This window comes from Microbacterium sp. JZ70 (genome assembly GCF_053903225.1).
This window is the reverse complement of the sequence record NZ_CP096405.1, coordinates 2,555,013-2,576,164: the sequence shown is the minus strand read 5'-3', so window position 1 is coordinate 2,576,164 and position 21,152 is coordinate 2,555,013. Positions and strand designations below refer to the sequence as shown.

The 21,152-nt window shown below is 71.6% G+C and carries 25 protein-coding genes and 2 tRNA genes; 14 read left to right on the top strand and 13 right to left on the bottom strand.

Going from position 1 to position 21,152, the window contains the following annotated elements; all coding sequences use genetic code 11:
* Nucleotides 1-61 precede the first annotated feature (61 nt).
* From M1D46_RS11930 to M1D46_RS11910, 5 genes are all read left to right on the top strand, one after another.
* A complete protein-coding gene (locus M1D46_RS11930; RefSeq protein ID WP_271172058.1) occupies nt 62-823 on the top strand; it encodes a YebC/PmpR family DNA-binding transcriptional regulator in 762 nt (253 codons plus the stop codon).
* Between the two features lie 92 nt (nt 824-915).
* The gene (dinB, locus tag M1D46_RS11925; RefSeq protein ID WP_456285642.1) at nt 916-2,178 is read left to right on the top strand and encodes a DNA polymerase IV; all 1,263 of its coding nucleotides are present in this window, start codon (nt 916-918) and stop codon (nt 2,176-2,178) included.
* Between the two features lie 32 nt (nt 2,179-2,210).
* Nucleotides 2,211-2,531 (top strand): hypothetical protein, encoded by a 321-nt coding sequence (locus tag M1D46_RS11920; protein ID WP_456285641.1) that lies wholly within the window; start codon nt 2,211-2,213, stop codon nt 2,529-2,531.
* Complete coding sequence (locus tag M1D46_RS11915; protein ID WP_456285640.1) at nt 2,515-3,084, top strand: hypothetical protein; 570 nt, start codon at nt 2,515-2,517, stop codon at nt 3,082-3,084. The genes M1D46_RS11920 and M1D46_RS11915 overlap by 17 nt, the downstream gene beginning before the upstream one ends.
* 54 nt (nt 3,085-3,138) lie before the next feature.
* The gene (locus M1D46_RS11910; protein WP_456285639.1) at nt 3,139-4,689 is read left to right on the top strand and encodes a DUF222 domain-containing protein; all 1,551 of its coding nucleotides are present in this window, start codon (nt 3,139-3,141) and stop codon (nt 4,687-4,689) included.
* Nucleotides 4,690-4,755: 66 nt separating this feature from the next.
* On the opposite strand, the gene M1D46_RS11905 is transcribed toward M1D46_RS11910, so the two are convergent.
* The 6 genes from M1D46_RS11905 to M1D46_RS11880 all read right to left on the bottom strand — a co-directional run bounded on the left by M1D46_RS11905 (nt 4,756) and on the right by M1D46_RS11880 (nt 6,858).
* Nucleotides 4,756-5,232 carry a DUF2017 family protein gene (locus tag M1D46_RS11905; protein WP_324014618.1) on the bottom strand — a complete coding sequence of 159 codons (477 nt, stop codon included), beginning with the start codon at nt 5,230-5,232 and terminating at the stop codon, nt 4,756-4,758.
* A 14-nt stretch (nt 5,233-5,246) separates the two neighbouring features.
* Complete coding sequence (gene clpS / locus M1D46_RS11900; protein WP_282977914.1) at nt 5,247-5,558, bottom strand: ATP-dependent Clp protease adapter ClpS; 312 nt, start codon at nt 5,556-5,558, stop codon at nt 5,247-5,249.
* Entirely contained in the window at nt 5,555-5,902 is a 348-nt protein-coding gene (locus tag M1D46_RS11895; RefSeq protein ID WP_271172052.1) for a metallopeptidase family protein, read from the bottom strand. The genes clpS and M1D46_RS11895 overlap by 4 nt, the downstream gene beginning before the upstream one ends.
* Nucleotides 5,903-6,003: 101 nt before the next feature.
* Nucleotides 6,004-6,079: transfer RNA gene (locus M1D46_RS11890), tRNA-His, on the bottom strand.
* Nucleotides 6,080-6,118: 39 nt separating this feature from the next.
* On the bottom strand, nt 6,119-6,745 hold the full coding sequence (orn, locus tag M1D46_RS11885; protein WP_456285638.1) for an oligoribonuclease: 627 nt from the start codon (nt 6,743-6,745) through the stop codon (nt 6,119-6,121).
* A 40-nt stretch (nt 6,746-6,785) separates the two neighbouring features.
* Nucleotides 6,786-6,858: transfer RNA gene (locus M1D46_RS11880), tRNA-Arg, on the bottom strand.
* 145 nt (nt 6,859-7,003) lie between these two features.
* On the opposite strand from M1D46_RS11880, the gene M1D46_RS11875 reads away from it, so the two are divergent.
* Nucleotides 7,004-7,207, top strand: coding sequence for a methyltransferase (locus tag M1D46_RS11875; RefSeq protein WP_309299956.1), 204 nt, complete (start codon nt 7,004-7,006; stop codon nt 7,205-7,207).
* 9 nt (nt 7,208-7,216) lie between these two features.
* Here M1D46_RS11875 and yczE read toward each other — a convergent pair whose 3' ends face one another.
* The gene (gene yczE / locus M1D46_RS11870; RefSeq protein ID WP_456285637.1) at nt 7,217-7,867 is read right to left on the bottom strand and encodes a membrane protein YczE; all 651 of its coding nucleotides are present in this window, start codon (nt 7,865-7,867) and stop codon (nt 7,217-7,219) included.
* A 66-nt stretch (nt 7,868-7,933) separates the two neighbouring features.
* Here yczE and yczR point away from each other — a divergent pair, with 66 nt between their 5' ends.
* Nucleotides 7,934-9,367, top strand: coding sequence for a MocR-like transcription factor YczR (gene yczR / locus M1D46_RS11865; protein ID WP_456287164.1), 1,434 nt, complete (start codon nt 7,934-7,936; stop codon nt 9,365-9,367).
* A 3-nt stretch (nt 9,368-9,370) separates the two neighbouring features.
* On the opposite strand, the gene M1D46_RS11860 is transcribed toward yczR, so the two are convergent.
* Nucleotides 9,371-9,637, bottom strand: a complete 267-nt coding sequence (locus tag M1D46_RS11860; protein WP_271172049.1) for a hypothetical protein — start codon at nt 9,635-9,637, stop codon at nt 9,371-9,373.
* A gap of 67 nt (nt 9,638-9,704) precedes the next feature.
* On the opposite strand from M1D46_RS11860, the gene msrA reads away from it, so the two are divergent.
* Together msrA and ssb are read left to right on the top strand one after the other, a co-directional pair.
* On the top strand, nt 9,705-10,250 hold the full coding sequence (gene msrA, locus M1D46_RS11855; protein ID WP_271172048.1) for a peptide-methionine (S)-S-oxide reductase MsrA: 546 nt from the start codon (nt 9,705-9,707) through the stop codon (nt 10,248-10,250).
* Nucleotides 10,251-10,395: 145 nt separating this feature from the next.
* Nucleotides 10,396-10,878, top strand: a complete 483-nt coding sequence (gene ssb, locus M1D46_RS11850; protein WP_324014625.1) for a single-stranded DNA-binding protein — start codon at nt 10,396-10,398, stop codon at nt 10,876-10,878.
* Nucleotides 10,879-10,881: 3 nt separating this feature from the next.
* Here the strand turns inward: ssb and M1D46_RS11845 are convergent, their stop codons facing one another.
* The gene (locus M1D46_RS11845; protein ID WP_456285636.1) at nt 10,882-11,745 is read right to left on the bottom strand and encodes a hypothetical protein; all 864 of its coding nucleotides are present in this window, start codon (nt 11,743-11,745) and stop codon (nt 10,882-10,884) included.
* Between the two features lie 127 nt (nt 11,746-11,872).
* Between M1D46_RS11845 and ettA the strand changes: the two genes are divergently transcribed.
* A complete protein-coding gene (gene ettA, locus M1D46_RS11840) occupies nt 11,873-13,552 on the top strand; it encodes an energy-dependent translational throttle protein EttA (RefSeq protein ID WP_456285635.1) in 1,680 nt (559 codons plus the stop codon).
* A gap of 67 nt (nt 13,553-13,619) precedes the next feature.
* Here the strand turns inward: ettA and M1D46_RS11835 are convergent, their stop codons facing one another.
* The 3 genes from M1D46_RS11835 to M1D46_RS11825 form a co-directional block, all read right to left on the bottom strand.
* Nucleotides 13,620-14,528 (bottom strand): glycine betaine ABC transporter substrate-binding protein, encoded by a 909-nt coding sequence (locus M1D46_RS11835; RefSeq protein WP_282977909.1) that lies wholly within the window; start codon nt 14,526-14,528, stop codon nt 13,620-13,622.
* 65 nt (nt 14,529-14,593) lie between these two features.
* Nucleotides 14,594-15,541 carry an ABC transporter permease gene (locus tag M1D46_RS11830; RefSeq protein ID WP_456285634.1) on the bottom strand — a complete coding sequence of 316 codons (948 nt, stop codon included), beginning with the start codon at nt 15,539-15,541 and terminating at the stop codon, nt 14,594-14,596.
* Entirely contained in the window at nt 15,541-16,848 is a 1,308-nt protein-coding gene (locus M1D46_RS11825) for a quaternary amine ABC transporter ATP-binding protein (protein ID WP_324014629.1), read from the bottom strand. Before M1D46_RS11825 ends, M1D46_RS11830 begins: the two co-directional genes overlap by 1 nt.
* Before the next feature lie 420 nt (nt 16,849-17,268).
* Between M1D46_RS11825 and M1D46_RS11820 the strand changes: the two genes are divergently transcribed.
* The 3 genes from M1D46_RS11820 to sufU all read left to right on the top strand — a co-directional run bounded on the left by M1D46_RS11820 (nt 17,269) and on the right by sufU (nt 19,519).
* The gene (locus tag M1D46_RS11820) at nt 17,269-17,751 is read left to right on the top strand and encodes an acyl-CoA thioesterase (RefSeq protein ID WP_271172041.1); all 483 of its coding nucleotides are present in this window, start codon (nt 17,269-17,271) and stop codon (nt 17,749-17,751) included.
* A gap of 68 nt (nt 17,752-17,819) precedes the next feature.
* A complete protein-coding gene (locus tag M1D46_RS11815; protein WP_456285633.1) occupies nt 17,820-19,085 on the top strand; it encodes a SufS family cysteine desulfurase in 1,266 nt (421 codons plus the stop codon).
* Complete coding sequence (gene sufU / locus M1D46_RS11810) at nt 19,082-19,519, top strand: Fe-S cluster assembly sulfur transfer protein SufU (protein WP_324014633.1); 438 nt, start codon at nt 19,082-19,084, stop codon at nt 19,517-19,519. Before M1D46_RS11815 ends, sufU begins: the two co-directional genes overlap by 4 nt.
* On the opposite strand, the gene M1D46_RS11805 is transcribed toward sufU, so the two are convergent.
* Nucleotides 19,503-20,363, bottom strand: a complete 861-nt coding sequence (locus tag M1D46_RS11805; protein ID WP_456285224.1) for an acyl-CoA thioesterase — start codon at nt 20,361-20,363, stop codon at nt 19,503-19,505. The genes sufU and M1D46_RS11805 overlap by 17 nt on opposite strands.
* Nucleotides 20,364-20,484: 121 nt before the next feature.
* Between M1D46_RS11805 and M1D46_RS11800 the strand changes: the two genes are divergently transcribed.
* A complete protein-coding gene (locus M1D46_RS11800; RefSeq protein WP_456285632.1) occupies nt 20,485-21,147 on the top strand; it encodes a hypothetical protein in 663 nt (220 codons plus the stop codon).
* Nucleotides 21,148-21,152: the final 5 nt, after the last annotated feature.

The following is a 21,152-nucleotide window of genomic DNA, read 5'->3' as shown; positions in this document are numbered from 1 at the left end:
TAGAATCGTCCTGGACGGCGCGCGCAGCGCGCAGTCGCGCAGTCAGACGAGCGGGAGATCTATGTCCGGGCATTCCAAGTGGGCCACGACCAAGCACAAGAAGGCGGTCATCGACGCCAAGCGTGCCAAGTCGTGGGCCAAGCTGATCAAGAACATCGAGGTCGCGGCCAAGCTCGGCGGCCCCGACCTGCAGGGCAACCCGACCCTCTTCGACGCCGTCCTCAAGGCGAAGAAGACGTCGGTCCCGAAGGACAACATCGACCGCGCGATCAAGCGCGGCGCCGGCATCGGCGGCGAGGCGGTCGAGTACACGTCGATCATGTACGAGGGCTACGCGCCCGGCGGCATCGCGATGCTCATCGAGTGCCTCACCGACAACAAGAACCGCGCGGCCGCCGAGGTGCGCACGGCGATGACGCGCAACGGCGGCAACATGGCCGACCCCGGCAGCGTCGCGTACAACTTCGAGCGCAAGGGCGTCATCGTCGCCTCCTCGGAGGGCGTCAGCGAGGACGACGTCATGCTGGCCGCGCTCGAGGCCGGCGCGCAGGAGATCGAGCCGCACCCCGCCGGATTCGAGATCATCACCGAGGCGAGCGACATGGTCGCCGTCCGCACCGCGCTGCAGGAGGCGGGCATCGAGTACGAGTCGGCCGATGCCGAGTTCGTGCCGAACCTCAAGGTCGAGGTCGACGCGGAGACCGCGCGCAAGGTGTTCCGCCTCATCGACGCGCTCGAGGACAGCGACGACGTGCAGAACGTCTTCACGAACATGGACCTGACGCCCGAGGTGCAGGCCGAGCTCGAGGAAGACGACGAGTGACGACCGGATCCCGGTGAGCGAGGGCGGAGGCGCGAGCCTCCGCCCTCGCTCCGTCCGGGGCGGATGTCGGCGGTGACGGGGAGGATGGACGCATGGGGCGGGCAGACGGCACGGGCAGGCTCGTGTCGGCCGACGGGGCAGACGACAGCGGCACCGGGATCCTGCACGTCGACATGGACGCGTTCTACGCGGCGGTCGAGGTGCTCGACGACCGGACCCTGGCGGGCAAGCCGATCATCATCGGCGCTCCGGATGGCCGCTCGGTCGTCTCGAGCGCGTCGTACGAGGCGCGCCGCTACGGGGTGAGGTCCGCGATGCCCGTGAGCCAGGCCATCCGCCTGTGCCCGCACGCGCTCATCGTGCCACCCCATTTCGACCGCTATCGGGCCGTCTCGGCCCAGGTGATGGAGATCTTCCGCAGCTTCACGCCGCTCGTGGAGCAGCTCTCGATCGACGAGGCGTTCCTCGACGTGCGCGGCGCCCGCCGGCTCTGGGGGAGCCCGGGGCGCATCGCGCAGCTCATCCGCGCGCGCGTCAAGGACGAGGCGGGCATCACGTGCAGCGTCGGCGTCGCCGCGACCAAGCACGTCGCGAAGATGGCATCGACGATCTCGAAGCCCGACGGGATGCTCGTCGTCCCCGGGCACCGGACCCTCGAGTTCCTCGGGGCGCGGCCCGTGCGCGCGATGTGGGGCGTGGGGCCGAAGGCGGCCGAGATGCTGGAAGGGCGCGGCATCCGGACGATCGCCGATCTGCGCGACACGCCGCTGCCCGTCCTCGCGCGCGCCCTCGGGCAGGCGTCCGCCCACAGGCTGCACGCGCTCGCACGCGGCGAGGACGCACGAGAGGTCGAGACGACGCGCGTCGAGAAGAGCATCTCGCATGAGGAGACGTTCCACACCGACGTCTCCGACGTCGAGCTGCTCCGAGCCGAGCTGCTGCGCCTCGCCGATCGGGTCGCCGTGCGGCTGCGCCGTGGCGGCGTGGAGGCGGGCGGCGTCGCGATCAAGGTGCGCTTCGCCGACTTCGCGACGATCACGCGCTCCCAGGCGCTGGCCGAGCCGACCGCGCTCGGCCAGCGGATCGGCGAGGTCGCGCGCGAGCTGCTCGGGTCGGTCGAGCTGCGCCAGGCCGTGCGTCTCATCGGCGTCCGCGCCGAGCGCCTCCGCGAGGCGGGCTCGTCGGCCCTCGCCCTGTGGGATGAGGACGCCGACTGGAAGCGCGTGGAGGGCACGCTCGACGACGCCGTGAGCCGTTTCGGCGACGGCGCTGTGACCCGCGCGGCCTTCCTCGGGCGTGCGGAGCGGCATCCGGAGGTGCCGCGCACGCCGCGCCCGCCAGAGGATTCCGACTGACAGGCGCGGCTCGCCCCGGTAGCGTGGGGGACATGCCCAACATCGCCCTCGAAATCGGCAAGATCTCCGCGAACCTCGGCGTCACCGCCGCCTACGGCGAGCCCCAGGAGCTCGACGGCGAGCGCTTCGTCCCCGTCGCGGCGACGTGGACCGGCTTCGGCGGCGGCTCCGACGAGGCCGGCAACGGCGGAGGCGGAGGCGGCGGCTTCTCGGCGCCCGTGGGCGCGTACGTGCGACGCGACGGCGAGCTGCGCTTCGAGCCGAACCTCATCGCGACGCTCGCGGTCGCGATCCCGCTCGTGTGGGTCGCCGGCCGCGTGCTCGCCAAGCTCATCCGTGCCCTCAAGAAGTAGCGAGCGCGCCGAGGTCGCGATCTCGGAGGCGGCGCACCGGGTGCGCGCGCTCGTCGACGCGAGGGCGGCGCGGAGGGTCGTCGTCGACGGCCGCAGCGGCGCCGGGAAGACGACGCTCGCGCGGCTCGTCGTGGAGGCGTGGCCGGGAGCGCAGCTCGTCTCGCTCGACGAGCTCTACCCCGGATGGGGCGGGTTGCGGGAGGGCGCGGCGCTCGCGTGCGCCCTCGTGCTGGCTCCGCACGCCGCCGGCTCCGTCGGACGGTACCGGCGCTTCGACTGGACCCTCGGCACGTTCGCGGGCGCCGAGGTCCGTGTCGATCCGGATCGGCCCCTCGTCGTGGAGGGATGCGGCGCGCTCACACCCGCCTCCGCAGAGGTCGCGGATGCGAGCGTCTGGCTCGATGCCGAGGCCGCGCTGCGTCGCGAGCGCGCTCTCGCGCGCGACGGCGACGGCTTCGCGCCCTACTGGGACATGTGGGCCGCGCAGGAGGACGCGCACATCGCGAGCGAGGCGCCCGAGGCGCGCGCGGACCTCGCCCTCCTGACCCGCTGATCAGCGGCACGCGCATCCCGTTCGGATGTCGGTGGTGGGGTTGATGATGGGGGTGTGACGAGCAGGAAGCCGCGGTTTGTGGATCCGCTGTCGTGGGATGCGACGGTGGAGGAGCGGTGGGTGCTGTCGAATGTGCGGGAGACGTTGACGGGTTTCCGGCGGGCGGTGGCGTCGGCTGCGGCGGCGGAGGTGCAGGCGTTCGCGGTGGCGGCGCGGGTGGCGCGGGCGCAGATGGAGCGGTCGGGGTCGGATTCGGAGTTCGCGTTCCCGTGGCGGGCGGTCGCGGCTGAGCTCGCGGTGGCGTTGCATGTGCCGGTGGGGGAGGTGGAGGCGCGGATGGCGGAGGCGGAGCTGCTGGAGGCGCGGTTGCCTCAGGTGCGGGCGGCGCTGTCGGCGGGGCGGATCACGCGCAAGCATGCGGATGTGATCCGGGAGGTCGCGCAGGGGCTGCCGGATGCGGTGCTGGGGGAGTTCCTGCGGCGGGTGCTGGGGTTCGCGGAGGAGGCCACGCCGCGGCAGCTGCGGGTGTTCGCGAACGAGCTGGCGGCGGTGCTGCATCCGGTTCCGGTGGCGGAGGGTCAGGCGGCGGTGCGGGAGAAGCGGGGAACGTGGACGCGGGCTCTGCCGGGTGGGCTGGGTGAGTTCGTGATGCGGGACGAGGCGTCGGTGATCGCGGCGGTCGCGGACCGGCTGGATCAGATGGCGCGTCTGGTCGAGGCCGATGAGCGCCGCGCGGACCGGGAAGCGCAGGCGGCGCGGCTGGCGCGGGATGCGGCGGATGCGGCGGTGGGGGTGACGAGGGACGGGTTGGGGTTCCGGGTGGATCGGGAGGGGAACCGGATCGACCAGGGCGCGGTGCGGGTGCCTGGCGGTGCCCCCGACCCGGCGGTCGATCCGGAGCGGGCGGTGCGGGATGCGGGGCTGTTCCCGGGGCGGTGCGCGCCGGGGGAGCGGGAGGGGGCTCGGGAGGCGGAGCGGGTGCGGGTGACGCGCACGCAGCGGCGGGCGGATCTGGCGGGGAACCTGCTGCTGACGGGGGCGCCGACGGGGTATCCGATCGACGGGGATCCGGACCGGCTGGCGGGGGTGCGCGGGACGGTCGCGGTGACGGTGCCGGTGACGAGTCTGGTCGGGCTGGATGACGGGCCGGCGATGCTGGCGGGGTACGGGCCGGTCCCGGCGGAGACCGCCCGCCGGCTCGCGCGGTATGCGCCGGGGTGGGAGCGGATCTTCCAGAACCCCGACACCGGTGCTCTGCTGACCGTTGATCACTACCAGCCGACCGCGGCGATCCGTCGTCTGGTCGAGCTGCGCGACGAGAGCTGCCGGTTCCCGGGCTGCTCGCGCCCCGCCCCGGGGTGCGAGAAGGACCACGTCCGGGAGTACTCCCGCGGCGGGCCCACGAACGCGGAGAACCTCGAGGCCCTGTGCCGACCGCACCACTACCTGCGGCACCACACGCGATGGTCTCCGCGGGCGCTCGAGGACGGCGGCATCGAGTGGACCAGCCCGCTCGGGCACGTGTACGTCACCGAGCCCGAACCCCGAAAACGACACCACGCCATCCACGACCCCCAGCCCCCACCCGAACCCCCACCCTTCTGAGACAACCCAGCCCCCACCATCCGCCACGCGCGCTTTCGCGCAGGCGGTGCGGGTGAGGGTGCCTGGTCAGGCGCCGTCGGCGGCCTGGAGCAGTCCGTCGAGACGGTAGCCGAGCCAGTCGTAGAGGGCGAAGCGCGGGTCCTCGTCGTCGTGATCCTCCGCGCTCTCGATGCCGAGTCGGCTCGCGAGCACGAGGCGCACGGCGGCGAGCGTCCGCAGCCATGCCTCGAGCGCGTCGCCGGCGATGGAGACGTCGACGGGGGAGAGCGCGTCTTCGAGCGGCGCCTCCTCGATCGCGGAGAGGTCGCGCAGAACGGTCGCCGCGTCCTGTGAGCGGCGGCCGAGGAGGTCTCCGCGCGTGACGCTGCGGAAGTCGTCCGCCGCGTCGGGGTCGTCCGGGTACGCGTCGGGGGTGAGGCGCTCGAGCGCCGGGTCCGCCGCCGTCGGCGTGCTCTCGACGAGGGTCGCGAACTGCGTCACGAGGTCGCGGAGATGCGCGGCCTCGATGCGCGTCAGGGTGAGGATCACGAGTCGTTCGGTCATGGGGTGCGGTGTCCTCACATCGGCGCTCTGCGGACGGTCGCCCACAGTCCGTAGTCGTGCATGGCCTGGGCGTGCAGCTCCATCTGCTCGCGCGCGCCCTCGGCGACGACGGCGTGCCCCTCGTTGTGGACGGCGAGCATGAGACGCGTGGCGTGCTCCTCGTCGTAGCCGAAGTACTCGCGGAAGACGCGGACGACGTAGCTCATGAGATTGACGGGGTCGTCCCACACGACGGTCTGCCATGGGGTCGCGTGCGCGGGTGCCTCGACGCGGTCCAGCTCCTCCTCGACCGCAGTCGACGCGAAGACCGTGTGCGCGGTGGTCATGCCCACCCCAGCTCATGGAGACGCTCATCGTCGATGCCGTAGAAGTGCGCGATCTCGTGCACGAGGGTCGTGTGGACCTCGTCGCGCAGCTCGCTCTCGGTCTCGCATCGCGCGAGATGGGATTCCCGGTACACGATGATGCGGTCGGGCAGCTCGCCCATGCCGTACCGGCCGCGCTCGGTGAGGGCGAGGCCGTCGTACAGCCCGAGGAGGTCCTCACCGTCCTCGGAGCGGTCCTCGACGACGAAGATCACGTTGTCGAGGCCGTCGACCATCTCATCGGGGAGCTGATCGAGCTCATCCACGACGAGCGCCTCGAAGGCGTCGGCATCCATGTCCATCATCGGCTTCCGAGTCTAGTCGCGTGCGCATCGCGGTCGGACGGCCGCGGAAAGGCACGAGGCCCGGCAGCTCCCCTTGCGGGAACCCCGGGCCTCGTGCGGGCTGGGGTGGCTAACCGGGCTTGAACCGGCGACCCCCTGGACCACAACCAGGTGCTCTACCAACTGAGCTATAGCCACCATGTCTCCCCGGCCTGCCGGGGCAACTTCTCTATTCTGTCATACGTTCGGAGCGAATGACGACACGACGCGGGTCGCGATGTCGCGCGCCTCGTCGGAGGTGGGTCCGGGCTCGGCGACGAAGACCGCACGACGGTAGTACTCGAGCTCGCGGATCGACTCGAGGATGTCGGCCAGCGCGCGGTGCCCGCCGTCCTTCCCCGGCGCCTGGAAGTAGGCGCGGGGGTACCAGCGTCGCGAGAGCTCCTTGACGCTGGACACATCGACGTTGCGGTAGTGCAGGTGGCTGTCGACGCTCGGCATGTACCGGGCCAGGAACATCCGGTCCGTCCCGATCGTGTTGCCCGCGAGGGGCGCCTTCCGCTCGAGCGGCACGAACCGGCGGATGTACTCGAGGGACTGCCGCTCCGCCTCCTCGAGGGAGACGCCGTGGGGGATCTCGTCGAGCAGGCCGGAGTTGCGGTGCATCTCCGTCACGAAGTCGCCCATGTGGTCGAGGGCGGCCTGCGAGGGCTTGATGACGACCTGGAATCCCGGGTCGAGGATGCGGAGCTCGAAGTCGGTCACGACGATCGCGATCTCCACGAGCTCGTCGACCGTGAGGTCGAGACCCGTCATCTCGCAGTCGATCCAGACGAGCCGGTCGTTCTCGGAGGCGCCTACCATCCCCCCAGCCTATCGAGGGGGTGGGACGTCGCCGTATCGGTCCCCCAGGCACGACTCGAACGTGCGACCTGCGAATTAGAAGTTCGTTGCTCTATCCACTGAGCTACTGGGGGCGGTGCCCTCAGGTTACCGGGTTCGCCTCGGCGGATCATCTCGAGCCCCACCAGCCGCGGGTGGCCCTGTCAAGGTCTGGCTTCTCGGCGGCGGGCGACGTACCGTCGTCGACAGGGGGACCAGCGGAGGGAGTCGAGGATGACGATGACGCAGACGAGTCGCCTGTGGGTGGCGCACGGCGCCGTGGGAGCGGTCGGTTCGATCAGGGAGGTCGACGGCAGCTTCGAGGTCCGGATGGTCGGAGTCGACGAGCCCGTCGGCACGTACCCGGAGCTGGAGATCGCCAAGCGCGCGCTGCACGCTCACCTCAAGCCGGGCGCCGAGCGCCCGGAGTTCCGGCGCCACTGACGCGCCGGGTCACCGCGCCGCCCGCGCGGCCGGGACGCTCTCGACCGCGCGGGAGCCGCTCTCGCGCGCGCCCGGAGCGAGGAGGCGCATCGCGAGATGCACGGCGGGGCCGATGCCGAGCGCGAAGACGATCGTGCCCACGCCGACCGTGCCGCCCAGCACCCATCCGAGCGCGAGCACCGTCAGCTCGACGCTGGCGCGGGACCGCCAGACCGGCCATCCGGTCCGCCGGCTGAGTCCCGTCATGAGGCCGTCGCGCGGGCCGGCGCCGAGAGCGGCGCCGAGGTAGATGCCGGACGCGATCGCCACGAGGACGATGCCCGCGAGAAGGGCGAGCACGCGCAGGAGCGCTTGGTCGATGGGCGGGAGCAGATCGAGGGTGATCTGCATGCTCGTGCCCACGAGGAGCACGTTGAGCACGGTTCCGATGCCGGGACGCTGGCGCAGCGGGATCCACGCGAGGAGGATCAGCGCGCCGAGCGCGTTCGTCACCCACCCGACGCCGAGGCCCGTGCGCAGCGAGATCCCCTCCGCGAGCACGGTCCAGGGGTCCACGCCCAGGCCGGCGGCGACGGTGAGGGCGCATCCGACCCCGTAAAGAGGCAGGCCCACGAGAAGTCGGACGAGGCGGAGGGTGAGACGGTGGCGTGCGGGTGGCATGCCCTCCATGCCACCCGAGAAGTGGACTGCTTGCAAGATGCCAATCCTGCTACGGTGGTCCGCATGATGGACTCACGGCTCAGCGCGAGGGCGCTGAGCGACCGCCTCGGGCCGTGGCGGACGCGCGAGCCCGCTTACGAGGCACTCGCCGACGCCATCCGCCTGCTCTGCCTCGACAACCGGATCGCGCCGCGGACGGCCCTGCCGGCCGAGCGCGAGCTCGCGGCACGTCTCGGGGTCAGCCGGACCACGGTCGCGGCGGCGTACCGCAGTCTGCGAGAGAGCCGGCACATCGAGAGCATCCGCGGCTCCGGCAGTGTGACCCTGGCGCTCGGGCGGCGGGATCTGGGCCGTGCGAGCGACGTCGATGGTGCGCTCGATCTGCAGCAGGCGAGCCCTGCCGCGTGGCCGGGGCTGCCCGCGGTGTACGCCGAGGCCGCCGCCGACGCCCCGCGCCTCGTCGCACGCTCGGGCTACGAGATGCACGGCCTGCGGAGTCTCCGTGCCGCGCTCGCGGATCGGTACACCGCGCGCGGGCTCCCCACCTCCGCCGAGCAGATCATGGTGGTCAACGGCGCGCAGAGCGCGATCGCCCTCACCGCCCGGCTGCTCGTGTCGCGCGGCGACCGCGTGATCATCGAGACGCCCACCTACCCGCACGCCGCCGAATGCTATGCCGCCGCGGGAGCGCGGCTGGTGGGCATTCCCGTGACGCCGGGTTCCGGCTGGGACCTCGATCGGGCCGAGGACGCGTTCCGCCGTGCCGCCCCCGTCATGGCGTATCTGATGCCCGACTTCCACAACCCCACGGGCGAGTCGATGTCGCGCGACGAGATCGCCCACATCGCCGGCGTGGCACGGGATTCGGGAACCGTGCTCGTCATCGACGAGACGACGGCGGAGCTCGACATCGATCGGGGCGGGGCTGCCGTGCCGTTCGCCGCTGCCGCTCCGTCGGGCGCGGAGATCATCACCGTCGGGTCGACCGGCAAGACGGTGTGGGGAGGACTGCGCGTCGGCTGGATCCGAGCGGACGAGGACACGATCCGTCGCCTTCTCGCGGCGCGCCCCGTCGGCGACCTGGGCACCCCCGACTTCGAGCAGTCCGTCGTCGAACGGCTCATCCCGCTCATGCCCGAGATCGTCGCTCAGCGCGCGGAGTCGCTTCGCGCAGGGCGCGACGCGCTCGTCGCCGCGCTCTCCGAGCGGCTCCCGGAGTGGCGCGTGCACGCCGCACAGGGCGGTGTCGCCCTGTGGGTCGAGCTCGGGCTCGCGCGCAGCTCCGCGCTCGTGCTCGCCGCGCGCCGTCGCGGACTGCTTCTCTCGGCGGGCCCGCGCTTCTCGGTGGGCGGCGGTCACGAGCGTCATCTGCGCATCCCCTTCACGGCCGCGCCGGAGGTGCTCGAGCGGGGTGCGGGCATCCTCGAGGAGGCGTGGGCGGAGGTCGTCGACGAGCCGACCGCGGCGCTCGCCGATCGGATGTCGGACGCGCTCGTGTGACGCTCACCGAGACAGCAGGAGCGTCTCCACGGCCTCATCGGGCGTCCAGAACTCGCCGATCGGGAGCAGGGCGCCCGACGCCGGGTGGAAGCGCTCGGCGCGGTACCGCATTCCGAGCTCCGACTCGACCGCACGCAGGTGGCCTGCGACCCGCTCGTCGAGGCCGACGACACGCCAGAGGGATGCTCCCGCTCGCGTGAGGCGCGCCCGTGCACGCGCCAGGCGCGGCGTCGCGAGGGGAATGGCGATGAGTGCGGCGGCGTTCGACATCAGTGCTCCTTCCGTGTCCTCTGCGACGATAGGAGGGGGGCACCGACATCCGTTCTGAGGAGTGCACATGACAGAGACGTTCGTCGTCGCGGGAGGCTGCTTCTGGTGCCTCGACGCCGCATATCGCGCCCTGAGGGGCGTCGAGTCCGTGGTGTCGGGCTACACGGGAGGGCAGCGTCCGCACCCGACCTACGAGCAGGTGTGCACGGGCGCGACCGGTCACGCCGAGGCGGTGAAGATCTCGTTCGATCCCGAGGTGATCGCGCCCGACGTCATCCTGGACGCGTTCTTCACGATGCACGACCCCCGCCAGCTGAACCATCAGGGCGCCGATCGCGGCACGCAGTACCGCAGCGCGATGTTCTACGCCGACGAGGAGCAGAAGGCCCTCTTCGCGGCCGCGCGGGAGCGGGCCGCCGAGATCTGGGATGCTCCCATCGGGGAGGAGGAGGGCACGATCGTGACCCGCCTCGAGCCCCTGGGCGAGTTCTACGACGCCGAGGACTACCACCAGGACTTCTTCGCGAAGAACCCGACGCAGGGGTACTGCCTCGCGGTCGCCGTTCCGAAGGTGAACAAGGTGCGCGCGCGCTTCGCGGAGTACGCCGTCTGACGCCGAGCCCCTCCGACGCCGTGTGCACAGCGGCGCGGAGGGGCTCTGCGCATCCACAGATGCGCTGGTCCTGCTCCGCCGGAAGGAGGGAGCCGCTGTCCTGGTGAGATCACGCCGGGGACAGCCCCCGGCAGGAGGGATCGCCATGAAGGACCAGATCGCCGTCGTCGGGAACATCGCGACCGACCCGACGTCGAGCACGCTGCCATCCGGGACCGCTGCCCTGAGCTTCCGGCTCGCGACGAATCATCGGCGCTTCGACCGGGAGAAGGACGCGTACGTCGAGGAGGCGGCGAACTTCTACTCGGTGAGCGCGTATCGGTCGCTCGCCGCCAACGGCGCCCTGTCGCTCGCGAAGGGCATGCGGGTGGTCGTCTGCGGCCGGCTGCGCGTCCGCTCCTGGGAGAACGACAGAGGCAAGGGCACGGGGATCGAGATCATCGCCGACGCGATCGGCATCGACCTCCAGTTCGCGACGGCCAGCGTGTCGCGCAACAGCTTCGCGGGCAGCGACAGCCGCGGACAGCGGGACACACGCGACGACAGCGCCGCCGATGAGGCCTCGTCCGATGCCGCCTGGGAGGTCGTCACCGTTCCGGAGGGAGAGCCCGCGGCGACGCCGTTCTGAGCGTCAGCCCGCGGTGTCGACAGGCTCGAGGGTCTGCGCGGGAACGACCCCCACGTCGACGATGTCGCGGTCGCCGAGGGGCGCGTCCAGCTCGAGCGCGAACGGGGTGGCCGGGTTGCTCTGACAGGTCCAGGCGTCGGCGGTCTCATCCGGTCGGACTCCGATGACGATCTCGACCGACTCGTCCGTCTCGATGAGGCTCGCGAGCTCGACGCGGCCCTCGGCGTCATCGCCGCCGTGGCAGGCGAGCTCCGTCACGAGCAGGTGCACGGTCGTGTCCGAGGGGGCCGGCGGCTGCTCGGGGTCCAGAGCGATGGCGGCCGCGTTCAGCTCGCCCGCGTCTGCGCGCGGCGCGCACGGGCCCGACGATGCGACGGTCCAGTCGGCGGGCCGGTCGGATCCCGCCTCGTGCCAGAGCAGGGTGACCTGCTCGAAGGCGGGTGCCGAGCCCTCGGCATCGGAACGGGGATGGAGAAGCGCGATCTGACGGTCGTCCGCGCTCGCGACCAGCCAGGTCTCGGGCGCCTCGGCCGCAGCGACCGGCATGCCCGCATCGTCGGCCGCGGATTCCACGGCCTCGCGGACGCGCTCATCGGCGCGGGAGAGGGGGACGGGCTTCACCAGCGCGTCGGACGAGAACGCGAGGCCACCGCAGCGGAGCGTCTGGCCCGGCTCGACCTCGTAGGCCGGGATGGTCGCCGACGGCGACAGGCCGCCGTCCGCATCGGGACCCGGCCGCGCTCCCGGCGTCGCGCAGCCGGAGAGGAGGACGGCGCACGCGACCGCCGCGGCCCATCCGCCGGCCGTGCGGCCTCCTCGGCGGCGGGGAATCCCCATGGTCGTCAACTCGCGGTCGGGGGTGCGCATGTCGGCCTCCAGCATCGTCGTCGGCGTGCAACTCTCACTGTCGGGTGTCCGCGAACCGGAGGATCGTCTCAGAACCCGTGCGAGGCTCTCGGTCCGCCGCGGGAGCGGCCCCTAGACTGGATGCCAAATGGCTGAATACATCTATCAAATGGTGCGCGCCCGCAAGTCGGTGGGCGACAAGCTCATCCTCGACGACGTCACGATGGCGTTCCTGCCCGGTGCCAAGATCGGCATGGTGGGCCCCAACGGCGCCGGCAAGTCGACGATCCTCAAGATCATGGCGGGGCTCGATCAGCCGTCGAACGGCGACGCGACCCTGACCCCCGGGTACTCCGTCGGCATCCTCATGCAGGAGCCCGAGCTCGACGAGTCGAAGACCGTGATCGAGAACATCCAGGACGGCATCGCGATCAAGGCGAAGCTCGACCGGTTCAACGAGATCTCGGGCCTCATGGCCGAGCCCGACGCCGACTTCGACGCGCTTCTCGCCGAGATGGGCGCGCTGCAGGAGGAGATCGACGCCGCCGACGGCTGGGACCTCGACTCCCAGCTCGAGCAGGCCATGGACGCTCTCCGCACGCCGCCTGCGGATGCCGCGATCGCGCCGCTCTCCGGCGGTGAGAAGCGCCGCGTCGCGCTCGCCAAGCTCCTGCTGCAGAAGCCCGACCTCCTGCTCCTCGACGAGCCCACGAACCACCTCGACGCCGAGAGCGTGCTGTGGCTCGAGCAGCACCTGCAGTCCTACAAGGGCGCCGTGATCGCGATCACCCACGACCGGTACTTCCTCGACCATGTCGCGGAGTGGATCGCCGAGGTCGACCGCGGGCGTCTCTATCCGTACGAGGGCAACTACTCCACCTACCTCGAGAAGAAGGCAGAGCGCCTCGAGGTGCAGGGCAAGAAGGACGCGAAGCTCCAGAAGCGCCTCAAGGAGGAGCTGGAGTGGGTCCGCTCGAACGCGAAGGGCCGCCAGGCGAAGTCGAAGGCGCGTCTCGCGCGCTACGAGGAGATGGCGAACGAGGCCGAGCGCACGCGGAAGCTCGACTTCGAGGAGATCCAGATCCCCGCCGGCCCGCGTCTGGGCAACGTCGTGATCGAGGCGAAGAACCTGCAGAAGGGCTTCGACGGGCGCACGCTCATCGACGGCCTCAGCTTCAGCCTCCCGCCGAACGGCATCGTCGGCGTCATCGGCCCGAACGGCGTCGGCAAGACGACGCTCTTCAAGACGATCGTGGGCCTCGAGCCGCTCGACGGCGGTGACCTCAAGATCGGCGAGACGGTGAAGATCAGCTACGTCGACCAGTCGCGCGCGAACATCGACCCGGAGAAGACGCTCTGGGAGGTCGTCTCGGATGGGCTCGACTACATCACGGTCGGCAAGACCGAGATCCCCTCGCGCGCCTACGTGTCGAAGTTCGGCTTCAAGGGCCCCGACCAGCAGAAGAAGGCCGGCGTCCTCTCGGGCGGCGAGCGGAACCGACTCAACCTCGCGCTCACGCTCAAGGAGGGCGGCAACCTGCTCCTCATCGACGAGCCGACGAACGACCTCGACGTCGAGACCCTCGGCTCGCTCGAGAACGCGCTGCTCGAGTTCCCCGGCTGCGCCGTCGTGATCACCCACGACCGGTGGTTCCTCGACCGCATCGCGACGCACATCCTCGCCTACGAGGGCACCGACGAGAACCCGGCCAACTGGCACTGGTTCGAGGGTAACTTCGAGGCGTACGAGGCGAACAAGATCGATCGGCTCGGTCCGGACGCCGCGCGCCCGCACCGCACGACGCACCGCAAGCTCACGCGCGACTGAGCGGCGTCGCGCCGACACGACGAAGCCGCCCCGGGTTCTCCCGGGGCGGCTTCGTCGTGGGCGTCCGTCAGTCGGCGACGATCGTGTCGAAGGCGTCGGGGTGCTCCTCGAGCCATGCGTCGACGGCCTCCGCCTCCTTGCCCTCGCCGAACTCGTTCACGACGAGGTCCTCGAGCGAGCCGTATTCGGCGTCGTCGAGCTGGATGCCGGCGATGAGCTCCGCCGCCTCGGGGAACTCCTCCGCGAAGCCGGCGGTGCCGAGGAAGTGCAGCGCCTCGGGGTCGCCCATCGCGCCCTTCGGGTCCTCGAGATCCTTGATGTCGTAGGCGTCGTTCGCCCAGAACGGACGCCACAGCGTGACCGCGATGTCCTCCTGCGCGTCGATGGCGCTGCCGAGCTCGGTCAGCATGGCCGCGGTCGACGACGTCACGAGCTCGTAGTCGGCATCGAGGCCGTACTCGGGCATCATGACCTCCTGCGTCTGCTTGGTCAGGCCCGCGCCGGGCTCGATGCCGTAGATCTTGCCGTCGAAGCGGTCGGCCTGACCCGCGAGGTCCTCGATCGAGTTCACGTCGTCCATGTAGGTCGGCACCGCGATCGTGAGCTTCGCGTTGTCGTAGTAGGCGCCGAGATCCTCGATGTCGTCGCCGTACTGCTCCATGTAGTCGCGGTGCGTGAGCTCGGGCCAGGCGGAGGGGTAGATGTCGACGTCGCCCTGCGCGAGTCCGGCGTACAGCGGGCCGGCCTCGGTGAGCGTCTGCATCTCGACCGTGTAGCCGAGCTTCTCGAGCTGATCCTGGAGCAGGTAGGCCGTGCTGAGGCCATCCGTCCAGGCGGGCAGGAACCCGAGCGTGATCGTGCCCTTGTCTCCCTCGCCTGCGCCGGCGGCGTCGCCGTCGCCGCTCGCACAGCCCGCGAGGGCCAGGGCCGTGGTGGCGCCGAGGGCCAGGATGGCCGTGATGCGTCGCTTCGTCATGTTCGCGTTCCTTCTCTCGTTGCGTGTGATGTCGTGCGTTTCGGATGGTCGATGGGTGCGGATGGTCATGGCGTGGGCACGGCGGTGCGGGCGTCGGGGGCATGTGCGATCGCGGCGTCGTCCGATGTCGCCGCGCGCTGCGCCGCGCGTCGGCGCGACAGGAGGCCCAGAAGCGAGGACGGGTACTCGCTCGGCGTGCCGAGGGCCGCGGTGAAGCGATCGAGGAAGACGGCGAGCAGGACGACGCCGAGCCCGGCCTCGACTCCCTGACCGGTGTTCACGGTGGAGATCGCCTGCACGACCATCTTCCCGAGGCCGTCGGCTCCCGCCATCCCGGCGATCACGGCCATCGAGAGCGCGAGCATGATCACCTGGTTGACCCCGGCCATGATGGTCGGCATCGCGAGCGGGAGCTGGACGCCTCGCAGGATCTGCCCGGGTGTCGCGCCGAACGCGTGCCCGGCCTCGACCGTCTCGGCGTCGACGCCGCGGATGCCGAGCTCGGTGAGGCGCACGCCGGGAGGGAGAGCGAAGATCACGGTCGCGACGAGGCCGGGGACGACGCCGATGCTGAAGAAGACGATCGCGGGGATGAGGTACACCATCGCCGGCATCGTCTGCATGAAGTCGAGCACGGGCTTGAGGACGGCGCGCACGGCATCGCTGCGCGCCGACCAGATGCCGAGCGGCACGCCGATCAGGACCGCCACGAACGCGGCGACGACCACGAGCGCGAGCGTCTGCATCGCGGGCTCCCAGAGGTCCATGCCGACGATCACGGCGAACGAGATCGCCGTGCCGACCGCGAGCTGCCACGAGCGGACGAGCCACGCGAGGAGCGCGGCGACCGCGATCGTGACGGGGAACGGCGTCGCGACGAGCGCGTCGGTGAGGCCGTCCACGAGGGTGCGCACGACGAGCGCGACGACGTCGAGGAGGCCCTCGAGGTTGTCCTTGGCCCAGTCGACGGCGGCGGAGACCGCGTCGCCGATCGGGAGGCGGAACCCGTCCATCAGCGCACCTCCTCGGAGTCGGCGGCGGCCGCCGCGGCGGCATCGGCCTCCGCGAGCACCTGATCGATCACGGCCGAGGGGATGGGCGGCTGGAGCACGGTGATCTCCTCGGTGGATCCGGGGCCGGGCCCGAGGGCGGCGAGCAGGGTGACACGGGGGATGACGCCCACGAGGCGACCCGTGTCATCGGTCACGGCGAGCGGGAGCGGCGACTCGACGGCGGGCACGAAGAGGTCCATCAGGACGTCGTCCTGGCTCACGGCCTGCGGAACCGGCTTCAGGATCGACGCGAGCGCGCTCTCGCCGCGGCGGATGAGCTTCATCGCGTCGCGGTCGGTGATCATCCCGGCGAGGCGACGATCGCGGCCCACGACGTAGGCCGCCGACATGTAGGCGTCGCGCATCGTGCGCAGCGCCGTGCGCGGGCCGGCGCCCTCCGCGACGACGGGGCGAGGGCGCTCCATGACATTGCCGGCGGTCAGCACGCGGGCACGATCGACGTCCTGGACGAACTGCTCGACGTAGTCGTTCGCGGGGTCGGTGAGGATGTCCTCGGGTGTGCCGATCTGGACGATGCGGCCGTCGCGCATCACCGCGATGCGGTCGCCCAGGTACATGGCCTCATTGAGATCGTGCGTGATGAAGACGATCGTCTTCTGCAGGCGCTGCTGCAGCTCGATGAGCTGGTCCTGCATCTCCCGGCGGATGAGCGGGTCCAGGGCGCTGAACGCCTCGTCCATGAGCAGGATGTCGGTGTCGGCGGCCAGAGCGCGCGCGATGCCGACCCGCTGCTGCATGCCTCCGGAGAGCTCGGCGGGGAGTTTGTCGCCCCATCCCTCGAGGCCCACCATGGCGAGGATCTCGGTCGCCTTCGCCTCGCGAGAGCGGCGGTCGACGCCCTTGAGCTCGAGCGGGTAGGCGACGTTCGCGGCCACCGTGCGGTGGGGGAGCAGGGCGAAGTGCTGGAACACCATCGAGACGTGCTCGCGCCGGGTCGCGCGCAGCCGACTCGCCGGGATCCCCGCGATCGGCTCCCCGTTCACGGTGATCGTCCCGGCGGTGATGTCGTGCAGGCCGTTGAGCATGCGGATGAGCGTCGACTTGCCGGAGCCGGAGAGCCCCATCACGACGAAGATCTCGCCGCGGCGGACCTCGAAGGAGGCGTCGATCACGGCGGCCGTGGCGCCGTCGAGCTCATCGCGCGGGGTTCCGGCGCGCAGCCGCTCGACGGCGTCGTGCGGTCGGCGCCCGAAGACCTTGTAGAGGCCCTCCGCGCGCAGGGCGATGGAAGTGTCGTTCTCGGTCACGTGTCCCCTGTGCCGAGCGCGGAGACTCAGGGCAGCGCGATCCGCGTTCGGTCATCGGTTGCGGTCCGGGCAGGCGACGGGCCGGGCACGAGGCTCCTGGCGCAGTCGTCCGGGTTGACGACTGGATCGTCTGCCATACGCATGCCGCGACGTGGCGGCATCCGCGGTCCTGGGCGGAACACCCCGGTCGTGTCGGACGCGTCGCCGGCGGTGTGAGGCGCGTCCCGCGCTGCGGCAGGACGACCTCGGTCACCCTAGCAAGCCGGTCGACGGCGCCGCGGGCGCGCTCCCACGTCGACCGCTCCGCCGCGATCCGCGTGATCACGCGGAAGGACGGGGTATCGTCGGACGAGGATGACCGGTCGCGACCGTGACCGTATCGTTACCGGCCGCGGTCCGTCCGGGCCGGAGAGGAGCCCCATGACCCGCGTGCACGTGCCCATCCAGCTGCGCTGGGGCGACCTCGATGCCTTCGGCCATGTCAACAACGCCTCGATGCTGCGCCTGCTCGAGGAAGCCCGGTGCCGCGCGTTCTTCCGCGCTGAGGACTCCGACGACGACATCCCGCCGACCGCCGTGTTCGATCCCGAGGTCCTCGGGTCGCCCACGGGGGTCGTGACGCTGATCGCGCGGCAGAGCATCGAGTACCTGCGGCCCGTGCCGTACCGTCACCGCCCGCTCGACGTGCAGCTCTGGCTCGGGCGCATCGGCGGGTCGAGCATCGACGTCTGCTACGAGGTGCACAGCGCGGTCGGCGAGGAGGAGCGCGTCGTGTACGCGCGAGCCGACGCCGTCGTTGTGCTCGTCGACATCGCGACCGGCCGACCGGTCCGGCTCACCCCCGAGATGCGCGCCGCATGGGAGCCGTTCCTGGAGGAGCCGGTGGCCTTCACCCGTCGGTGACGGAGACGACCGGCCCTGCGGATGAGAGACTGGAAGACGCCCTCCTCCACCCCTGCAGGGAGCCATCCATGCCAGACGTCACGCCCGCACCCGTCCGCGAGGACGTCCGCGCGGACTTCCCCGGGATCTCGGGACGCCCCGACCGCGTGTACCTCGACTCGGCCGCGACGTCGCAGCGTCCGGAGGCCGTGATCTCCGCCGAGGCCGACTTCGCGCGCCACGACTACGCGGCCGTGCACCGGGGATCGAGCCTCGCGACCGGCGAGGCGACGTTCGCCTTCGAGACCGCGCGCGAGCGCGTCGCGGCGTTCGTCGGCGCGGGGGAGCGCGAGGTCGTCTGGACCGAGAACGCCACCGACGCGCTCAACATGGTCGCGCTCGGGATCGCGGACGCGTCGGCCGGCCTCGGCGGAGAGCGCTTCGCGCTGCGCGCCGGCGACGAGATCCTCGTCACCGAGGCCGAGCACCATGCCGACCTCATCCCGTGGCAGCGGCTCGCGCGCCGGACGGGCGCGATGCTGCGCTGGGTGCCGGTCGACGACCGCGGCCTCTGGACGATCGACGACCTGCGCGCGCAGCTGACCGCGCGGACCAGGGTCGTCGCGTTCGCGCACGTGTCGAACGTCACCGGGATGATCGCGCCGGCGGCCGAGATCGCGTCGCTCGCGCGTGACGTCGGCGCGCTCAGCGTGCTCGACGCGTGCCAGTCGGCGCCGCATCTGCCGCTCGACCTGGGCGCGCTCGGAGTCGACTTCGCGGCGTTCTCGGGGCACAAGATGCTCGGCCCGAACGGCATCGGGGTGCTGTACGGGCGTGCTGAGCTCCTCGACGAGCTGCCCCCCGCGCGCACGGGCGGCTCCACGATCACGACCGTCACGATGGAGGACGCCGAGTTCCTTCCCGCACCGCAGCGCTTCGAGGCCGGCACCCAGCCCGTCACGCAGGTCGTGGGCCTGGGAGCAGCCGTCGACTACCTCGCGGGCATCGGGATGGGCGCCGTGCACGCGCATGAGGCGCAGCTCGCCGGCGAGCTCGTCGACGCCGTCGCTTCGGTTCCCGGCGTGCGGCTCGTCGGCCCCGAGCCCGGAGCCGAGCGCGCCGCGCTCGCGAGCTTCATCGTCGACGGCGTGCACGCGCACGACGTCGGCCAGTTCCTCGACGACCGCGGCATCACGGTGCGGACGGGGCACCACTGCGCCCAGCCGCTGCACCGTCGTCTCGGGGTCGCGGCGACGACGCGCGCGAGCGCCTATCTCTACACGACGTCGGACGAGATCGCGGCGCTGCGAGACGCGCTGCGCGAGGTCCGCGGATTCTTCGGAGCGGACCGATGAGCGCAGACCTGCAGAGCCTGTACCAGGAGCTGATCCTGGACCACGCGCGCGATCCCGAGGGCAAGGGCGACCCGACGCCGCTCGACTACACGCACCACGAGCTCAACCCGTCGTGCGGAGACGAGATCACGGTCGGCGTGAGCCTCGACGACGACGACGCGATCGCCTCGATCGTGTGGGATGGCCACGGCTGCTCGATCTCGATGGCCTCGGCGTCGATCATGACGGGGCTGCTCGAGCACGCCACGCGCGAGGAGGCGCTCGCGCGCATCGACGAGTTCCGGACCATGCTGCGCTCGCGCGGGTCGATCGCGCCGTCCGAGGCGCTCGGCGACGCCGCGGCCCTGCAGGGCGTCGCGAAGTACGTCATGCGCATCAAGTGCGCCATGCTCGGCTGGGTCGCCCTCGAAGCCGATCTCAGGCAGGCGGGCTGACTGCGTCGGACGCCGGCACGCGGAGCATGATCTCCTGCGCGACCGACGCGACGAGCGCGCCGTCGCGCGTGTAGAGGCGGCCGAACGCGAGACCGCGGCCGCCCTGCGCTCCCGGTGACTCCTGCACGTAGAGCAGCCAGTCGTCGGCGCGCGCCGGCCGATGCCACCACATCGCGTGGTCGAGGCTCGCGACCTTCAGCCCGGGCGTCGACCACGCGACGCCCGCGCCGCGCATCGACGGCTCCTGGATCGTGTAGTCGCTGAGATAGGCGAGCGCCGCCTGATGGAGCAGGCGGCTGTCGCCGATCGGGCGCCGCACGCGCGTCCAGACGGCCTGCGTCGGTCGAGCGCCGCCCGTCGGCTCCACGAGGAGGCTTCCCTCGACGTGCCGCACCTCGATCGGATTCGCCGCGAGAAGACGCTGCGAGTGCGGATGGCGGTCGAGCTCCCGGAGCGGATCGGGCAGGTCCTCGGGCGCGGGGACCTCGGGCATCGGCAGCTGGTGCTCTACCCCTTCGTCCTCGTCCTGGAAGGAGAGGATGCCCGAGAAGATCGGCACGCCGTCCTGATATCCCTGCACGCGCCGGCGGGCGAAGGATCGTCCGTCGTGGATGCGGTCGACGCCGAAGGTGATGTCCTTGCGCATGTCGCCCGGCCGCAGGAAGTAGCCGTGGAGCGAGTGCACGTGGCGGTCGTCGGCGATCGTGCGCGCGGCGGCGGACACCACCTGCGAGAGCACCTGGCCACCGAACACGCGCCCGCTCGGCATGAAGTGCGAGCGGCCGAGGAAGATGTCCTCGTGCGTGCGGGCCTCCATCCGCTCGAGCTCGATCACGTCGAGCATCGTCTGGACGGGGTCGTCGGTCCGTGCGTCGATGGTCACTCGGGTCTCCGTTCGCCGCTCCGCCCGCGCCTCGTGAGCGCGAGCGCACGCAGCCGAGGCGTGCCTTGCTAGTTTAGAGCGGGTGACCGCTCGCCTCGTGCTCGCCGACGACCAGACCGCCCGCGATGCGCTGACCTTCGCCGGTCGCGCTTCCCGCATCGGGGACGAGGGCGTGCGGCTGCAGGCGTCGGAGGGCGTCCTCGTCATGTCCTCGGCCGCGCTGGCGCCTCAGGGACTGCTCGACCGCACGCCGACCGTCCTCGCGTTGCGGGTCCTGCGAGCCGACCCCGAGCTGCAGTGCGACCTCACCGTGGCGTCGCTCACGGAGACCGAGGACCCCCGCGCCCTCGCGCTGCCCGACACCGCGCTCGCGCCCGCGTGGGCAGGGGTGTCGCCGCCTCGCGGCGGCTGGACCCGCACGGGCGGCATCGCCGCCGCGTCGCTCGCGAGCCGCGCGCAGTGGGGCATCGCCGCGGTCGCGCACGCGCTCCCGGACCAGCCGGGGGAGGACGTCGTCCGCCAGGTGCGCGGCAGCGTCTGGGGCGAGCCGGACGAGGAGCTCGGCGGTCTGCCGCGGGGCGTCGCGTTCGCCGCGTTCTCGTTCGGGTTCATCGGCGGCGAGGAGGAGGCGCGCGTGTCGACCGCGGGCCGCTGGACCCGCGTGACGCTCGAGCGGGGTCACATCCTCACCCGCGGGCCCGCGGCGGTCGGCCTCACGCCGGTCCGGGAGACGGGCGCGCGCTGAGCCGG

Excerpts from the sequence above, each read along its gene's own strand:
- M1D46_RS11930 (WP_271172058.1), top strand. The coding sequence starts at position 62 with ATGTCCGGGCATTCCAAGTGGGCCACGACCAAGCACAAGAAGGCGGTC.
- dinB (WP_456285642.1), top strand. The coding sequence starts at position 916 with ATGGGGCGGGCAGACGGCACGGGCAGGCTCGTGTCGGCCGACGGGGCA.
- M1D46_RS11920 (WP_456285641.1), top strand. The coding sequence starts at position 2,211 with ATGCCCAACATCGCCCTCGAAATCGGCAAGATCTCCGCGAACCTCGGC.
- M1D46_RS11905 (WP_324014618.1), bottom strand. The coding sequence starts at position 5,232 with ATGACCGAACGACTCGTGATCCTCACCCTGACGCGCATCGAGGCCGCG.
- clpS (WP_282977914.1), bottom strand. The coding sequence starts at position 5,558 with ATGACCACCGCGCACACGGTCTTCGCGTCGACTGCGGTCGAGGAGGAG.
- M1D46_RS11895 (WP_271172052.1), bottom strand. The coding sequence starts at position 5,902 with ATGATGGACATGGATGCCGACGCCTTCGAGGCGCTCGTCGTGGATGAG.
- orn (WP_456285638.1), bottom strand. The coding sequence starts at position 6,745 with ATGGTAGGCGCCTCCGAGAACGACCGGCTCGTCTGGATCGACTGCGAG.
- M1D46_RS11875 (WP_309299956.1), top strand. The coding sequence starts at position 7,004 with ATGACGCAGACGAGTCGCCTGTGGGTGGCGCACGGCGCCGTGGGAGCG.
- yczE (WP_456285637.1), bottom strand. The coding sequence starts at position 7,867 with ATGCCACCCGCACGCCACCGTCTCACCCTCCGCCTCGTCCGACTTCTC.
- yczR (WP_456287164.1), top strand. The coding sequence starts at position 7,934 with ATGGACTCACGGCTCAGCGCGAGGGCGCTGAGCGACCGCCTCGGGCCG.
- M1D46_RS11860 (WP_271172049.1), bottom strand. The coding sequence starts at position 9,637 with ATGTCGAACGCCGCCGCACTCATCGCCATTCCCCTCGCGACGCCGCGC.
- msrA (WP_271172048.1), top strand. The coding sequence starts at position 9,705 with ATGACAGAGACGTTCGTCGTCGCGGGAGGCTGCTTCTGGTGCCTCGAC.
- ssb (WP_324014625.1), top strand. The coding sequence starts at position 10,396 with ATGAAGGACCAGATCGCCGTCGTCGGGAACATCGCGACCGACCCGACG.
- M1D46_RS11845 (WP_456285636.1), bottom strand. The coding sequence starts at position 11,745 with ATGCGCACCCCCGACCGCGAGTTGACGACCATGGGGATTCCCCGCCGC.
- ettA (WP_456285635.1), top strand. The coding sequence starts at position 11,873 with ATGGCTGAATACATCTATCAAATGGTGCGCGCCCGCAAGTCGGTGGGC.
- M1D46_RS11835 (WP_282977909.1), bottom strand. The coding sequence starts at position 14,528 with ATGACGAAGCGACGCATCACGGCCATCCTGGCCCTCGGCGCCACCACG.
- M1D46_RS11830 (WP_456285634.1), bottom strand. The coding sequence starts at position 15,541 with ATGGACGGGTTCCGCCTCCCGATCGGCGACGCGGTCTCCGCCGCCGTC.
- M1D46_RS11820 (WP_271172041.1), top strand. The coding sequence starts at position 17,269 with ATGACCCGCGTGCACGTGCCCATCCAGCTGCGCTGGGGCGACCTCGAT.
- M1D46_RS11815 (WP_456285633.1), top strand. The coding sequence starts at position 17,820 with ATGCCAGACGTCACGCCCGCACCCGTCCGCGAGGACGTCCGCGCGGAC.
- sufU (WP_324014633.1), top strand. The coding sequence starts at position 19,082 with ATGAGCGCAGACCTGCAGAGCCTGTACCAGGAGCTGATCCTGGACCAC.
- M1D46_RS11805 (WP_456285224.1), bottom strand. The coding sequence starts at position 20,363 with ATGCTCGACGTGATCGAGCTCGAGCGGATGGAGGCCCGCACGCACGAG.